Source organism: Arthrobacter sp. SD76 (genome assembly GCF_049726125.1).
In the GTDB taxonomy this organism is placed as follows: domain Bacteria; phylum Actinomycetota; class Actinomycetes; order Actinomycetales; family Micrococcaceae; genus Arthrobacter; species Arthrobacter nitrophenolicus.
On the sequence record NZ_JBNBLR010000001.1, the window covers coordinates 2,755,120 to 2,770,757 of the forward strand.

Genomic DNA, 15,638 nt, shown 5'->3' on the forward strand with positions numbered 1-15,638 from the left:
CCATGACGTCTTCCGATGCCGATTTCCGCCTGCTCGACGAAGCCCGCGCCTGGGCCTCCCAAGACCCGGATCCCGCAACGTCGGCGTCCCTCCTTGAACTGGTCAGGCTGGTGGAAGAGGGCGATCCGGCCGCCCGGCAGGAACTCGAAGACAGCTTCCGCGGCACCCTCCAGTTCGGCACGGCCGGCCTGCGGGCCGCCCTTGGCCCCGGGCCGAACCGCATGAACCGCGTGGTGGTGCGGCGCGCCGCGGCGGGGCTGGCAGCGTTCCTGGTGGACGCGGTGGGCCAGACGTCCCCGGGAACCCGGCCGCGCGCCGTCGTCGGGTACGACGCCCGCTACAACTCGGACATCTTCGCGGCGGAGACCGCGGCCATCTTCACGGCTGCCGGGATCGAAACCTTCCTGATGCCGTCGGCGCTGCCCACCCCCGTGCTGGCCTACGCCGTGCGGGCACTGGGGTGCGACGGTGGCGTGATGGTTACTGCCAGCCACAACCCCCCGCAGGACAACGGCTACAAGGTGTACCTGGGCCGCCACGCCGTCCCTGACAGCGGCAACGGCGCCCAGATCGTCACCCCGTACGACGCCGAGATCGCGGCCCGCATCAGCGCCGTGGGGGCCCTGGAATCAATCACGCTGGCACCGGAAGGCTGGACCGTCCTGGACGGCTCCATCGCCGGGGACTACCAGCGCGCCGCGGCCGCCCTCGCCCTGCGGGACCACTTCCCTGCCCGGGACCTGCGCATCGTGCTCACTCCCCTGCACGGCGTGGGCGGCGGAACAGCACTGGCCGTGCTGCAGGCCGCGGGCTTCACCGACGTCACCCTGGTGGCGGAACAGGCAGAGCCGGACCCCGGATTTCCGACCGTCAGTTTCCCCAACCCGGAAGAACCCGGCGCGCTGGACCTCGCCCTCGAGACCGCAGCCCGGCTGGATGCCGACATCGTGATCGCCAACGACCCCGATGCGGACCGGGCCGCGGTGGCTGCAAAGGACCCGGATACCGGCGCATGGCGGATGCTGCGGGGTGACGAAGTGGGGGCTCTGCTGGGCGCCCATGTGGTGGCCCGGCTGGCCGCCACTGCCCCCAGCGGTGAGGCCCAGGGTGTGACCGGCGTTTTCGCCAATTCCATCGTGTCCTCGCGCCTGCTGGCCCGGATTGCCACGGCCGCCGGCTACGCGCATGAGGAAACACTCACCGGATTCAAGTGGATTTCCCGGGTACCCGGGCTGGTCTACGGTTACGAGGAAGCCCTCGGCTACTGCGTGGCACCGGACCTGGTGAAGGACAAGGACGGCATCTCCGCCGCGGTCCTCATCGCCGAGCTCGCGGCGGCAGCCAAGGCCGGGGAAAAACCATCTTCGATACCCTCGATGAGCTGTACCTCAAGCACGGCCTGCACGCGAGCGACCAGCTCAGCATCAGGGTCGCCGACCTGGGGCTCCTGGACGCGATGATGAACCGGCTCCGGGTGTCACCCCCGGAATCCTTCGGGTCATCGGCCGTGGAAGTCTTCACAGACCTCTCCCAGGGCACGGACCAGCTGCCGCCCACGGACGGCCTCCTGTATGTCACGCGGGACCTGACCCGGGTGATCATCCGGCCCAGCGGCACTGAGCCCAAGCTCAAGTGCTACCTGGAAGTGATCCACCACGCTGCCTCCGCCGCCGAACTGCCCGCAGCCCGGCAGTCAGCCCGGGCATCACTGGATGCAGTGCTCCGCGACGTCAGCGAGGCGCTGGGGCTTTAAACCGCGAAAGGGGCGCCCTGCCTGGGCGCCCCTCTTCCTGCGTGGTTCGAAATCCTGTGCTGGTTACAGCTCCACTTCGACGAAGCCGTCCACGATGCGGCTGCTGAAGGCGGCAAGCTTAAGGCCGGGGGTGCTGAAGCACTCGCCGGTTTCGAGGTCGTAGACCTCTTTGTGCAGGGGCGAGGCGATGGTGGGCCGGGCCCCCTTGGAGCCAAGGATCCCGCGGGCCATGACATGCGCTCCGGTGGCCGGATCCTCGTGGGCCACCGCGAAGACTTCACCGGGCCCGGTACGGAAGAGCGCGATCTGGCGCCCGGCGACGAGGGCCGCTTCACCCCAGGAGGGTTCCAGGTCGTCCAGGTGGCAGACGCGGTGCCACCCGGCGGCAGCGGCCGCTCCGGCCTCGGCAGTTGCGGTGTCGAGCGCCCCAAGTTCCAGTGTTGCCGTCATGTCCGGCTCCTTTCCCTGTGCTTGTTGTCCGTGGGTTGCGGCAGCCTGTGCCGCCGGATTCCACGCTAGGCGCGGGGGTGTTTCGTAGGGATGCAGCAAATGTGTCCGGCGCGTAAAAGACACCTAACCCGGCCGGAAATGAGTTCGTGATGCAGAAGTTAAGTTCGCGAAACAATTGGGAAACTGAGGCGAAACTGCCTCTACCTAGTCTGGATGGACACTCGTCAGAGAAGGCCGGAGCACCGCTGCGGCCCATGCGAAAGGCCCACAGTGACCGAACAGACTTCAAACACCGAGACAACGCGCCGCATTGTCGTCGCCGGCGGCGGCCCCGCGGCCCACCGTTTTGCGGACGCGATGCATGCCCGTGGCCTCGATGGCTGGCATGTCACGGTCCTCACCGAGGAAGCACATCTCCCCTACGACCGCGTCGCGCTGTCCAAGGCCCTCACCGATACCGGCGTGGACCTGACCCTGGGATCCGCTTCCATGTGGGACCACCCTTCGCTGGAGCTGAAGACCGGCGAGCGCGTTGTGAAGATCAACGCCGCCGCGAAGACCGTGGAGACGTCCACCGGCAACATTTACCCCTATGACGAACTGGTGGTGGCCACCGGCTCGAACGCCGCCCGCCTGCCCATCCCCGGCAACGAGCTCACCCACGTCTACCGCACGCTCGAAGACGTCTGGACCATTAATCAGAAGATTGCCGAACTCACCGAGAAGCTCGGCCGGAAGGTCAACGCCGTCACCATCGGTGGCGGCCTGCTGGGCCTCGAATCGGCCGCCGGCACGGAACAGCTTGGCGCCAACCCCATCGTCATTGACGGCTCCCAGTGGCTGATGGCCACCCAGCTGGACGAAGGCGCGGGCCAGGCGATGGGCCGGCTCATCAAGGCCAAGGGCTTCGAAGTCCACGGTGGCGTCTTCCCGTCCGAGGTGCTCTCCGACGACGACGGCCAGGTCACCGGCGTCCTCATGGCAGACGGCCGCATCATCGAAGCGGACATGGTCATCGTGGCCATCGGCGTCCGGCCCCGCGACGAACTCTTCCGCGCCGCCGAGGGCGAGGAACAGGTCTTCAGCCTGGGTCCCCGCGGCGGCGTGGTCATCAACGACTACTGCGAAACCGAAGTGCCCGGCATCTGGGCCATTGGCGAGGTGGCCAACTACGGCGGCATGTGCCTGGGCCTGGTGGCTCCCGCCAACACCATGGCGGAGATCGTGGCCGACCGCCTCCACGGCGGCGACGCCACGTTCCCCGGCTTCGACACCGCCACCAAGCTGAAGCTCTCCGGCGTGGACGTGGCAAGCTTCGGCGACGCCTTCGCCAAAACCGAGCACGCCCTCGAGATCGTCTACGCCGACCCGGCCCGCGGCGTCTACCAGAAGATCGTCACCACCGACGATGCCAAGACCCTGCTGGGCGGCATCTTCGTCGGCGACGCCTCGCCGTACATGAGCCTCCGCCCGCTCCTCGGCCGCGAACTTCCCGCCGAGCCCGGCGCGTTCCTCAGCGCCGCCGGCGGCGGCGACGCACCCGAGACCGAACTGCCCGACGACGCCACCCTGTGCTCCTGCAACAACGTCACCGCGGGAAGCATCCGCGACGCCATCAACGGCTGCGGCGCCTGCGAGGGCAACGCACCCGTCCAGGAACTCGGCGAGCTGAAGGGCTGCACCCGCGCCGGCACCCAGTGCGGCTCCTGCGTTCCGATGCTCAAGAAGCTGCTGGAAACCGAACTCACCAAGTCCGGCGTTGAGGTCTCCAAGGCCCTCTGCGAGCACATCGAGCTGTCCCGCCAGGAACTCTTCGACGCCATCCGCGTCCTGGAACTGACCTCCTTCGAAGAGATCATGGCCAAGTACGGCAAGGGCGCAGGCTGCGACATCTGCAAGCCCACCATCGCCAACATCCTTGCCAGCCAGAACAGCGCCTACGTGCTGGACGCCGGCCGCGGCACCCTCCAGGACACCAACGACCGCGCCCTGGCCAACATGCAGAAGGACGGCACCTACTCGGTGGTCCCGCGCATCGCCGGCGGTGAGATCACGCCCAAGAAGCTCGGCGTCATTGCCGCCGTGGCCGAGAAGTACAACCTGTACACCAAGATCACCGGCGGCCAGCGGATCGACATGTTCGGCGCCCGGCTGGAACAGCTCCCCGAAATCTGGAAGGAACTGGTGGATGCCGGCTTCGAATCCGGCCAGGCCTACGGCAAGAGCCTGCGCACGGTGAAGTCCTGCGTCGGTTCCACCTGGTGCCGGTTCGGCGTCCAGGATTCGGTGGCCATGGCCATCAAGCTGGAGCTGCGCTACCGCGGCCTGCGCAGCCCGCACAAGCTCAAGATGGGCGTTTCCGGCTGCGCCCGCGAATGCGCCGAGGCCCGCGGCAAGGACGTGGGCGTGATCGCCACGGCGGACGGCTGGAACCTGTACGTCGGCGGCAACGGCGGTGCAACCCCCGCGCACGCACAGCTGCTCGCCAAGGACCTCGATGACGAAACGCTGATCAAGTACATCGACCGCTACTTCATGTACTACATCCGCACCGCGGACCGCCTGCAGCGCACGGCTCGCTGGCAGGAAGAGCTCGACGGCGGCATCAAGCACGTCGAGGACGTGGTGGTCAAGGACACCCTGGGCATCGCCGAGGACCTCGAGGCGGCCATGGCCAAGCACGTGGACACCTACATCGACGAGTGGGCTGACACCCTCAAGGACCCCGAGCGCCTGCGCCGGTTCCGTTCCTTCGTCAACGCCCCCGACCAGAAGGACGACTCCATCACCTTCGTCCCGGACGAGCGCGGCCAGATGCGCCCCGCCACTCCGGAAGAGAAGGGCAAGGTCCTGATCGGGGCCTCCATCCCGGTACGCTCCGGCAACGAGAACGAGGTATAGCCATGCAGCTCAGCATCGACCTCACCGGACGCGACGTCCTGGTCACGGGCTCCGACACTGCCGCCCGGCAGGCGGTGCGCCGCTACGAAGCCGCAGGCGCCGTCGTGTATCGCCTGAGCACCCCGCAGGGCGCGGGCCATGACGGCCCGCTGCCCGAGCGGCCGTTCCTCGTGGCGGCGGTCGACGACGGCCAGCCCGGCTGGGACGCCCTCCTGGACCGCTGCCGGATCACCGGGATTCCCGTGGCCGCCGAACCCGCTGCCGGCGCCGCCGGCCACGTCACCCTGGTGGGCGGCGGCCCCGGCACCACCGACCTCCTGACCGTCGCCGCGGTCAAGGCCCTGCGCGACGCTGATGTGGTCTTTTACGACCGCCTCGCTCCGTACCAGGAGCTGCCGTCCCTCACCTCCGCCGAACTGGTGGACGTGGGCAAGAAGCCGGGCCACCACAAGGTCAGCCAGTCTGACATCGAAAAGCTCATGGTGGAAAGCGCCCTCGCCGGCAACAACGTGGTCCGCCTCAAGGGCGGTGACCCTTACGTCTTCGGCCGCGGCGGCGAGGAAGTGGCCGCATGCGTGGCCGCCGGCGTCAAGGTCCACGTCGTGTCCGGTGTCACCAGCGCCATCTCCGTTCCGGCAGCTGCCGGCATCCCGGTCACGCACCGGGAAGTCAGCCACATGTTCACCGTGGTTTCCGGCCACGCGCCGCTCACTGAAAAGGAGCACCAGCACCTCGCCGGCCTGGGCGGCACCATCGTGGTGCTGATGGGCATCGGCACCCTCCACCAGCTGGCCGCCGGACTCCGCCGGGCAGGCATGCGCCCCGACATGCCGATGGCCGTCGTCGAACGCGGCTACCGACCGGGCCAGCGGACCACCATCGCAGACCTGGGCACCATCACCTCGGCCGCTTCCGGGTGCAGCAACCCGGCCGTGCTGGTCATCGGCGAGGTGGTTCGGGTGGCGGAGGCCAACCGCGGGCATGCTGAGGCCGCCGCCGACCTGGACAGGCTGGCGGCCTCGCTGCTGGGTTCATGAAAGGATTGACCCCCATGACTGCACTTGCACCGGCCGAAACACCGCAGGTCGAAGAAACACCCGATGCTGCAGAATCCCCGCTGGAGGGTTTCCGCATCGGCGTGACTTCGGACCGCAGGTCCCAGGACCTGATCGACGCCCTGGAACGCCGCGGCGCTGAAGTGCTGCACGCCCCTGCCCTGAAGATCGCCCCCGTCCAGGAGGACATGCGCCTCATCGAGGACACCCGGGCCATCATCGCCGCCAAGCCGGACCTGTGCATCGCCACCACCGCCTACGGCATGCGGCGCTGGTGCGAGGCCGCGGATTCCTTCGGCATCGGCGACGAGCTCCTGGAGACCCTGGGCGCCTGCCGGATGTTCGTGCGGGGACCAAAGGCCCGCGGCGCCGTGCGCGCGGCCGGACTCGCCGACGTCGGAATCAGCAGCGACGAGACCACCGCCACGCTGGTGGACATGCTGCTCAACGAAGGTGTCCGCGGCAAGACGGTGGCGGTGCAGCTGCACGGCTACACGGATGTCCGCCAGCTGGAGCGCCTGCGCATGTCCGGCGCCACCGTCCTGACCGTTACGCCCTACCGCTGGGTGAAGCCCGACGGCGAGGACAAGCTTCCGCGCCTCATCGAGGCCGCCTGCAGCGGGAACCTGGACGTCCTCACCTTCACCAGCGCCCCCGCCGTGGATGCGATGTGGAGCACGGCGCACGAGATGGGCGTCTACAAGCAGCTGATCGACAGCCTGAAGACGAACGTCACCACCGCGGTGGTGGGGCCCGTGACTGCGCAGCCACTGATTGACGCGGGGGTGACGCCCCTGGTCCGGAACGCTTCCGCATGGGTGCCCTGATCCGGCTGGTCTGCGAGCACCTGGCGCTGAACCACGTCCGCCGCCTGGAAACCAGGTCCGGGAACATCGAGCTGCGGGGGCGGAGCCTGCGCATCGACGGCCAGCCCGTGGAACTGGCGCCTGCCCCGCTGCTGCTGCTGCGGGCGCTGCTGGGCGCGGGCGGCGCGGTCCTCTCGCGGGAGTCGCTCTCCGAGCTGCTGGAACTGCGGGGATCCGTCCACGCCCTGGACATGACCGTGAGCCGGCTGCGGTCCTCGCTGCCGGACGGACGCCTGGTGGAAACCGTGGTCAAGCGGGGCTACCGGATCCGCGTCTAACCCCTTCGAGTTTTTGTCCAGATACGGCGACCTCAAGGCCCGCAAAGTCAAGTGGTGGGAGCAACGTGGGGTGGTTAGGCCGCGTGCAGCAGCTGGTTTAGCCGGTTGGCTGGGGTGTCGAGGTTCAGGGTTGGCCGGGGGCGGCGGTTGAGCTTGGCTGCGATGCGGTCAAGGTCGTCGGGGGTGTGGGCGGAGAGGTCGGAGCCTTTCTCGAACCAGAACCGCAGGAGCCGGTTGGTGTTCTCGTTTGTGCCTCGCTGCCAGGGCGAGTGGGGGTCGCAGAAGTAGAGCGTGGTCTCGAGGGCGGTCTGGATCTTGGCGTAGTCGGCGAGCTCGGTGCCGCGGTCCCAGGTGATCGAGCGGCGCAGGTGCTCCGGGAGCTTTCCCATCTCCTGGATCATCGCCGCGGCGACCGTCTCGGCGGTGTGGTCCCCGGGCAGGTGGAGCAGGATCGTGAACCGGGTGGAGCGTTCGACCAGGGTGCCGATCGCGGTCCCGTTGCATCCGATGATCAGGTCTCCTTCCCAGTGTCCCGGGACGGCCCGGTCCTGGGCTTCGGCGGGGCGTTCGCTGATCTTGAAAGCCTCCTTGTAGGGGCTGTTCTTGAGCCGGTCGCTGGTGTGGGGAACGCGTTGTTTGCGTTTGAGGCTGAGATTTTCGGCCAGGTCTGCCCGCAGTTTCCCGCGGGTCTGGACGTACAGGGCCTGGTAAATCGTCTCGTGGCTCACCTGCATAGTCTGGTCATCGGCAAAGTAAAACGCCAGCATCGAAGAGATCAGCTTCGGGCTCCACCCGTCATCCATCCACACTCCGATCAGCCGGCACAGATCCTCGTCTTCGATGAGCTTGAAGGGCTTGGGCCGGCGCCGGGCCTGATGGGCTCTGGTATGCGCGACTTGAGCGTTGTACCTGCCCTCGGCATCACAGTTGCGGTTGACCTCACGCCAGATTACGGACTTGTCCCGCCCGATCGCCTCACCGATCTTCGCGTAGCTCATCCCGGCCTGCCGGCCCATCTGGATCATCCCCCGCTCCGCCTCGGTTAGTGCCCGCCCGCAGGGAAGCTCCGCGGACGGGCCAGGATCTGCCAGGCCACCATGGGCCGAAATGCTCAGCGTCATCTGACCAGACTCGGCCCACCACTTCTTCGCCGTGCCGCGCGAGGCCCCGACACGCCGGGCAGCAGCACTGACCGACAAACCGGCACACACCAGATCGAGAAAATCATCACGGACATGGACAGGAAACAACTTCGGCATCAAACGCTCCATCAATCAAAGCGTTGCAACCACCATATGAATCCGCCGCCCTTATGGTCGCCGTATCTGGACAAAAAGTCTCGCCTTTGGTTGTGGGCGGGTCGGGCCGAATGTGTCCGGCACCGGTGGGATGAGAGCCGCGTCACCGGTTCTGTTACCGGCCGGTAAAAACTGGCGAACGGGCCCCTTCAAAGCAGCAATGGACGGGAAACACAACGGTAAAGGCGTCCCCCTACGCTGGGTTCCATCACGAACTTCCGGCCGTCCAGGCCGCCAGCGAAAGGGCCAGCACATGTCCGCTCCGGCACCCACCCCGTCCACCTCCGCCACCCGCATCGTCATCGCCGGTGCCGGCCCGGCCGCCCAGGCCCTGGTCAGCCAGCTGGACCGGGCAAGCTTCGCCGGGACCATCACGGTCCTCAGCAGCCGGGACGACACACCAGAGGAGCTGCTGGAGCTCGCCCTGCTCCCCCAGGTTTCGGTGCGGTTCGGCCAGCCCGCCAGCCACATCGACGCCGTGAACCGGACCGTAGCCACGGCCGACGGCCTGGAATTCTCCTACGACCACCTGGTGATCGCCACCGGATCAGCCCCCGTTGCCAACCCCGTGGAGGGTGCGGCGCAGTGCCTGAGCTACTCCACCATCGACGACGCCGCACGGATCGCCGAGGCCGTGGGGAGGGTGACCCGGGAGCTGGGCCGGCGTCCGCTGGGCATCCTGGTGGGCAACGGGACTGCCGCGGGCCAGGCTGAAGCCGTCCTGCGTGCCCGCGGCGTGCGCCCCATCCGCACCACCGCCCGCCCGGCCGCCGTCGTTCCCGGGCAATCCGTGTCCGGACTGGCGGCCTCCGCAGTTGTCTTCGAGGACGGCAGCAGCATGAGCGGGGACCTGGTGGTCCTGGCTGAAGAGCGCGTGGCCCGGGACGGCCTCGCCGCCAGCGCAGGACTGCGGACCGCTGCCAGCGGAGGAATCGTCATCAGCCAGGACTTCCGGACGTCCGTCCCCGGCATCTGGGCCATCGGGGACGCAGCAGCGTACGACGGCGTCCGGCTGGGCCTGCTCGTGGCGGCAGCTTCCGCCGCGGGAGCCTGCGCCACGCAGCTTCTGACCGCCGCCTCGGCCGGGCCGGTCCTGCAGGCGGCCGCCTGACAGGCCGCACTTTGCCGGTGTCCCGGCTGTGACAAGATGGTGCCGAACCGAGTTCCAGGACGTGACCGAGTTCCAGGACGTGCCAGGGCCCACAAGGCCCCCCCGGAAAGGACCATCATGAGCAACGAAGCCACCCCTTCCGTTCAGCCAGCCGCCGCTGATGCCGGAAGCATTGCCAGCTACATCGACCACACGCTTTTGAAGCCCGAAGCCTCCGAGGCGGACGTCCTGAAGGTCTGCGCGGAGGCGGCCGAGTACGGCTTTAAGTCAGTGTGCGTCAACCCGATCTGGGTCAAGACGGTCAAGAATGCCCTCAAAGGCTCGGGCGTCCTCACCTGCTCGGTGGTCGGCTTCCCGCTGGGTGCCACGCCCACGGACGTCAAGACGTTCGAGGCGCGCGGCGCGGTGCTTGACGGCGCCGATGAGGTGGACATGGTCATCAACATCGCGGCCGCCCGCGCCGGGGACAAGGGCGCACTCACCGAGGACATCAGTGCCGTGGCGGAGGCGGTGCACGCCAGCGGCGCCATTCTCAAGGTGATCATTGAGACCGCAATGCTCACGGACGACCAGAAGGTCCTCGCCTGCCAGGCAGCCGTTGAAGCCGGCGCCGATTTCGTGAAGACGTCCACGGGCTTCAACGGCGGCGGCGCCACGGCCGGGGACATCGCCCTCATGCGCAGGACCGTCGGCCCGGACCTCGGTGTCAAGGCCTCCGGCGGCGTGCGCTCCCTGGCCGACGCGCAGGCTATGATTGCTGCTGGTGCAACACGTATTGGTGCCAGCTCCGGCATTGCCATCGTCAAGGGTGAACAGGGTTCAGCCGCCTACTGACTGCGGGCCGGACGCCGCCACAGATTGAGCCCTGCGGGGCCGAGGAGGAACGAAATTGTCCAGCAAGATTAACGCGTCCGGCCAGGACTCATCGGACCAGCGCACTGTCCGGACCCCGCAGAACGAGAACAAGCTCTCCGGCAGCATCGTGCTGTTCGTGAGCATCATGGCGCTGTTCTTCGGGGCGATCTACTCGCTGTCCTTCCTCACACTCGGCAACCCCTGGCCGATGGCCGCCTGCCTGGTGCTGTTCGCCCTGGCGTTCTGGATTCCGCAGACCATCTGGGGCCGCTCGGACTCCGCCGGCGAGCACTAGAAGCCCGTTTTACGAAAAGGACCCCCGGACGCTGTCCGGGGGTCCTTTTCGTGCGCTAGAACCAGAGCCTGGTCCAGGCCACGGCGGCGTCCGCCACCCGTGTCCACTGGCTCTGCGCAATGGACCAGCCGGCCACCGTCATGCCCACCATGGCGTACGCGCTCACCGGGATCAGCACCAGCCACTCGCGTTTGGAGCCGGCCCGTCCCAGCAGCGGCACCGACAGTGCCCCGTTGGGCCGCCACACCTGCCGGAGCAGCGGAACCCTGCGGAGCGGCTTCGGGGGCCGGACCACCAGCGGCCACAGCAGCGGCACTCCCCCGGTGGTGATGAGGTCGCCCACGATGTGCACCACCACGCCAATGAGCATGGACACGGGAAGCCACGTCCACTGTTCCGGGGCATACACCGTGACCAGTCCGGCCATGGCCAGCGCGAAGGCCCAGTTGGTCAGGAACCCGCTTTTGGGAAAAAGCTTCAGCGCCTTCGCAGCGATGTTGATCAGGAACATGCACAGCAGGCCGGCACCCACGGACAGGAGCCCCCACGGGGTCTCCAGCTGGAACCGGGACGCCAGCGCGGCGAGCAGGACGAAGACCCCCGCGCCAAGGATTGAATGCGTTCCCTGCCGGTGCCCGCCGCTGGCGTTCTCGATGCCCCGGGCAATCGCATTGGACAGCGGCGGCAGGGACTGGGCCACGGTGCTGGACCGGTGGTCCCAGTCGCAAACCAGGGCCGTTCCTGCGGTGGCCAGGCCGCCTATCAGGATGCCGGCGGAATCCAGCGGGTACCAGCCAAGTGTGTACGGCCCTGTGGAGGCAACAGCCACCCACGCCGCGGCTCCCGACGCGGCGTGGTGTCCTCCCATCATCCGTCAGGCCCCCGTCTGCGCGACGGTGACCGGCTGGTCGGAGAAGATGTTGCGGATGACGCCGTCGGCCCATTCCAGGATTTCCGCGTCCTGCAGGTCGCGGCCGCCGATCCGTGCGGTCTTGGGTTTGGGAATCAGCACCGCGTCCAGTGCCGGCTTGGCCTGCGATCCCGGGTACATCCGGTTCAGGCGCATGACCTTGGACTCCGGCAGCTGGGCGGGCGAGAACCTGATGAAGTTGCCCTGCAGCGCCACGTCGGACAGTCCTGCCTCGCGGGCGCCCACCCGGAACCGGGCCACGGCCACCAGGTTCTGCGCCGGCAGCGGCAGCTCACCGTAGCGGTCCACCAGCTCGGCGAGGACCTCGTCGATCGCCTCGTGGGTCTGCGCTGCCGCCAGCTTGCGGTAGGCCTCGAGGCGCAGCCGTTCGCCGGGAACGTAGTCGTGCGGAAGGTGGGCGTTGACAGGCAGCTCGATCTTCATCTCAGCCGCCTTCTCCTCGGCCTCGCCGCGGAAGTCGGCCACCGCTTCGCCCACCAGCCGGATGTAGAGGTCGAACCCGACACCCTGGATGTGGCCGGATTGTTCGCCGCCCAGCAGGTTGCCCGCACCGCGGATTTCCAGGTCCTTCATGGCCAGCTGCATGCCCGCGCCGAGCTCGTTGTGCGCCGCCACGGCCTTGAGGCGTTCCAGCGCCACCTCCCCCAGCGGCTTCTCGGACGGGTACAGGAAATAGGCATAGGCACGTTCCCGGCCGCGGCCCACGCGGCCGCGAAGCTGGTGGAGCTGGGACAGGCCGTACTTGTCCGCGCCGTCCACGATCAGGGTGTTCGCGTTGGAGATGTCCAGGCCGGTCTCGATGATGGTGGTGCACACCAGGACGTCGAAGCGCCGCTCCCAGAAGTCCACAATGATCTGCTCCAGGCGGCTCTCGGACATCTTGCCGTGCGCCACCTCCACCCGGGCTTCCGGAACCAGCTCGCGGATCTTCGCCGCAGTCCGTTCAATGGTGGACACCCGGTTGTGGACCAGGAACACCTGGCCTTCGCGCATCAGCTCCCGCCGGATCGCGGCGGAGGTCTGCTTGTCCGTGTACGGGCCCACGTAGGTCAGCACGGGGTGGCGCTCCTCCGGCGGGGTGGCCAGCGTGGAGGTCTCGCGGATTCCGGTGAGGGACATCTCCAGTGTCCGGGGAATCGGGGTGGCGCTCATGGCCAGCACGTCCACGTTGGTGCGCATCTTCTTCAGCGCTTCCTTGTGCTCGACGCCGAACCGCTGCTCCTCGTCCACGATCACCAGCCCCAGGTCCTTGAACTCGAAGTCCTTGGACAGCAACCGGTGCGTGCCGATCACCACGTCCACCGCGCCGTTCTTGACACCTTCCGCCGTCTCCTTGGCTTCCTTGGAACTCTGGAAGCGGGACAGCGGCTTGACGCGCAGCGGGAAGCCGGAGAACCGTTCGGTAAAGGTTTCGTAGTGCTGCTGCGCCAGGAGCGTGGTGGGCACCAGCACAGCCACCTGCTTGCCGTCCTGCACCGCCTTGAAGGCTGCGCGCACGGCGATCTCGGTCTTGCCGTAGCCCACGTCCCCGGACACCAGGCGGTCCATCGGGATCTCCCGCTCCATGTCCGCCTTGACCTCGTTGATGGTGGTCAGCTGGTCCGGCGTCTCCACGTAGGGGAAGGCTTCCTCCAGTTCCCGCTGCCACGGGGTGTCGGGGCCGAAGGCGTGCCCGCGCGAGGCCATCCGTGCCGAGTACAGCCGGATCAGCTCCCCGGCGATCTCCTTGACGGCCTTCCGGGCTTTTGACTTGGTGCTTGCCCAGTCCGCGCCGCCCATCTTGCTCAGGACCGGGGTGTCACCGCCCACGTAGCGGGTCACCTGGTCCAGCTGGTCCGTCGGCACGAACAGCCGGTCCCCCGGCGCGCCCCGCTTGGACGGCGCGTACTCCAGGACCAGGTATTCGCGCACGCCGTCGGCACCGCCGGCTACCTTGCGCTGGATGAGCTCGACGAACCGGCCGATGCCGTGCTGTTCGTGGACCACGTGGTCCCCCGCCACCAGCTGCAGGGGGTCGACGGCGTTGCGCCGCTTGGACGGCATCCGCCGCATGTCCTTGGTGGAGGCTGCGGAGGTCCGGCCCAGCAGGTCGGCTTCCGTGAGCAGCCCCAGCTTCAGGCCGTCCAGGACGAAACCGCGTCCGACGGCGGCGGTGGTCACCTCGATGATCCCCGGCTGGGGCTCGTGGTCCAGGCTGTCCACCCGGGCACAGGGGATATCGGCGTCGTGGAACAGTTCCGCGAGCCGCTGGGCGGGCCCCGGGCCCTCCGTGGCCACGACGATCCGCCACTGGTCGCGCACGTGCGAGCCGATGAAGTCCATCATCTCCGCGACGTCGCCCTGGTAGCCGCGGGGCTCCCGTGCGTGCAGGTTCAGGACGTCGATCTCCGGGAGCAGTTCCGCGTCCTGGGCCAGCGAAGTGATGGACCACCAGGACACGCCGTGCTCCAACGAGGACGCGCGGGTCTCGCCGAGCGAGCGGAAGCTGGCCGAGTGCAGCGCCGCCGACGCCTGGGAGCTGAGGTCCAAAGGCGCCGTCCCGCCGTCGGACGCCGTGGACCAGGCAGCCTCCAGGAATTCCTCGTTGGTGGCCGCGAGGTCGTGGGCGCGGGTGCGGACCTTCTCGGGCTCGATCACAACGGCGATGGAGTCGGCAGGAAGCAAGTCCACAAACGGGACCATGGCATCCACCAGCACCGGAGCCAGGGATTCCATGCCCTCCACGGCGATGCCGCCGGCGATCTTCTCAAGCATGTCTGCAGCGGCCGGGAGCTGTGACTTGAGCGTCGCGGCGCGGGACATCACCGACGGCGTGATGAGGATTTCGCGGCAGGGCGGCGCATGCAGCTCGGTGGGATGGTGGATTCCGGGGCCGGACAGCGAGCGCTGGTCAGCCACGGCGAACCAGCGCATCTGGTCCACCTCATCACCAAAGAACTCCACGCGGATGGGGTGGTCCTCGGTGGGCGGGAAAACGTCGATGATGCCGCCGCGGACGGCGAACTCGCCGCGGTGCGTCACCATGTCCACGCGGGCGTAGGCGGCATCGGCGAGGCTCCGCACCACATCCGTGAACGGGATGTCCTGGCCCACCTTCAGCGTGACCGGCACCAGGTCACCCAGTCCGGCCACCACGGGCTGGACCACGGCCCGGACGGGTGCCACCACCACCCGGAGCCGGCCCGCCGCCGAAGTCTCCGGATGGGCCAGCCGGCGCAGGACGGCCAGCCGCCGTCCCACTGTGTCCGAACGCGGCGAGAGGCGCTCGTGCGGCAGCGTCTCCCAGCTGGGGAACTCGGCCACGGCATCCGCGGGCAGGTAGGCGCGCAGCGCCGCCGCAAGGTCCTCCGCTTCCCGGCCCGTGGCCGTGACGGCGAGTACTACGCCCGGCCCGCCGCCGTCGGACTCTGCTGCCCCGGCGGCTGCGAGGCCGTCGGCCATCTCGGCGAGCAGCACCGGACGCAGCCCGGCGGGCGCGCTGATCTGGTAGTCCTGGCCGCGGACGCTGAATCCCCTGGCTGCTTCCGCCCGGACGCGCGAGAAGGTCTGGTCCTCGGCGAGGACGCGCCGCAGGCCGTCAAGAGACGGGCCTGCAGTGGATGTGCCGGCGGCGGACGGGCCGGGAAGGCTCATGGCGGAAGCTCCTGTGGTGTTCAAGGGGATCGCAGGCAACGCGAAAACCCGAAATTCGCTGCGAATCCCGGGTAACTTCCAGCCTACCGCGCACCGGCGACATTCCGGCCCCCGGCAGTCCCGGAAGCCGCCCCTGCGCTTAGGCTGGCAGGGGGCCGCTGATTCAGCAGGGCCCACTGACTTACGGGCGCGGCCGTCCGGACAGGCTGCCG

9 protein-coding genes and 2 pseudogenes are annotated in these 15,638 nt (G+C 68.3%); 7 read left to right on the top strand and 4 right to left on the bottom strand.

Going from position 1 to position 15,638, the window contains the following annotated elements; all coding sequences use genetic code 11:
- Nucleotides 1-2 precede the first annotated feature (2 nt).
- Nucleotides 3-1,753: pseudogene (locus tag ACPEE0_RS13390) on the top strand (phospho-sugar mutase).
- Between the two features lie 63 nt (nt 1,754-1,816).
- Here the strand turns inward: ACPEE0_RS13390 and nirD are convergent.
- Nucleotides 1,817-2,203, bottom strand: coding sequence for a nitrite reductase small subunit NirD (gene nirD, locus ACPEE0_RS13395; RefSeq protein ID WP_009356276.1), 387 nt, complete (start codon nt 2,201-2,203; stop codon nt 1,817-1,819).
- A gap of 270 nt (nt 2,204-2,473) precedes the next feature.
- Between nirD and nirB the strand changes: the two genes are divergently transcribed.
- The 3 genes and pseudogenes from nirB to ACPEE0_RS13410 all read left to right on the top strand — a co-directional run bounded on the left by nirB (nt 2,474) and on the right by ACPEE0_RS13410 (nt 7,303).
- A complete protein-coding gene (gene nirB / locus ACPEE0_RS13400) occupies nt 2,474-5,104 on the top strand; it encodes a nitrite reductase large subunit NirB (RefSeq protein ID WP_424574631.1) in 2,631 nt (876 codons plus the stop codon).
- Between the two features lie 2 nt (nt 5,105-5,106).
- Nucleotides 5,107-6,141 carry a uroporphyrinogen-III C-methyltransferase gene (gene cobA / locus ACPEE0_RS13405; RefSeq protein WP_354175469.1) on the top strand — a complete coding sequence of 345 codons (1,035 nt, stop codon included), beginning with the start codon at nt 5,107-5,109 and terminating at the stop codon, nt 6,139-6,141.
- A gap of 14 nt (nt 6,142-6,155) precedes the next feature.
- A pseudogene (locus tag ACPEE0_RS13410) lies at nt 6,156-7,303 on the top strand (uroporphyrinogen-III synthase).
- Nucleotides 7,304-7,377: 74 nt separating this feature from the next.
- Here the strand turns inward: ACPEE0_RS13410 and ACPEE0_RS13415 are convergent.
- Complete coding sequence (locus tag ACPEE0_RS13415; protein WP_424574050.1) at nt 7,378-8,562, bottom strand: IS30 family transposase; 1,185 nt, start codon at nt 8,560-8,562, stop codon at nt 7,378-7,380.
- 292 nt (nt 8,563-8,854) lie between these two features.
- Here ACPEE0_RS13415 and ACPEE0_RS13420 point away from each other — a divergent pair, with 292 nt between their 5' ends.
- From ACPEE0_RS13420 to ACPEE0_RS13430, 3 genes are all read left to right on the top strand, one after another.
- Nucleotides 8,855-9,712 (top strand): FAD-dependent oxidoreductase, encoded by an 858-nt coding sequence (locus ACPEE0_RS13420; RefSeq protein WP_009356273.1) that lies wholly within the window; start codon nt 8,855-8,857, stop codon nt 9,710-9,712.
- A gap of 117 nt (nt 9,713-9,829) precedes the next feature.
- Nucleotides 9,830-10,546: a deoxyribose-phosphate aldolase gene (gene deoC, locus ACPEE0_RS13425; RefSeq protein ID WP_009356272.1), complete on the top strand. Its 717-nt coding sequence runs from the start codon at nt 9,830-9,832 to the stop codon at nt 10,544-10,546.
- Between the two features lie 55 nt (nt 10,547-10,601).
- Nucleotides 10,602-10,862: a hypothetical protein gene (locus ACPEE0_RS13430; protein ID WP_009356271.1), complete on the top strand. Its 261-nt coding sequence runs from the start codon at nt 10,602-10,604 to the stop codon at nt 10,860-10,862.
- 55 nt (nt 10,863-10,917) lie between these two features.
- On the opposite strand, the gene ACPEE0_RS13435 is transcribed toward ACPEE0_RS13430, so the two are convergent.
- Both ACPEE0_RS13435 and mfd read right to left on the bottom strand, forming a co-directional pair.
- Nucleotides 10,918-11,730, bottom strand: coding sequence for a metal-dependent hydrolase (locus ACPEE0_RS13435; RefSeq protein ID WP_009356270.1), 813 nt, complete (start codon nt 11,728-11,730; stop codon nt 10,918-10,920).
- Between the two features lie 6 nt (nt 11,731-11,736).
- Complete coding sequence (gene mfd, locus ACPEE0_RS13440; RefSeq protein ID WP_424574632.1) at nt 11,737-15,426, bottom strand: transcription-repair coupling factor; 3,690 nt, start codon at nt 15,424-15,426, stop codon at nt 11,737-11,739.
- Nucleotides 15,427-15,638: the final 212 nt, after the last annotated feature.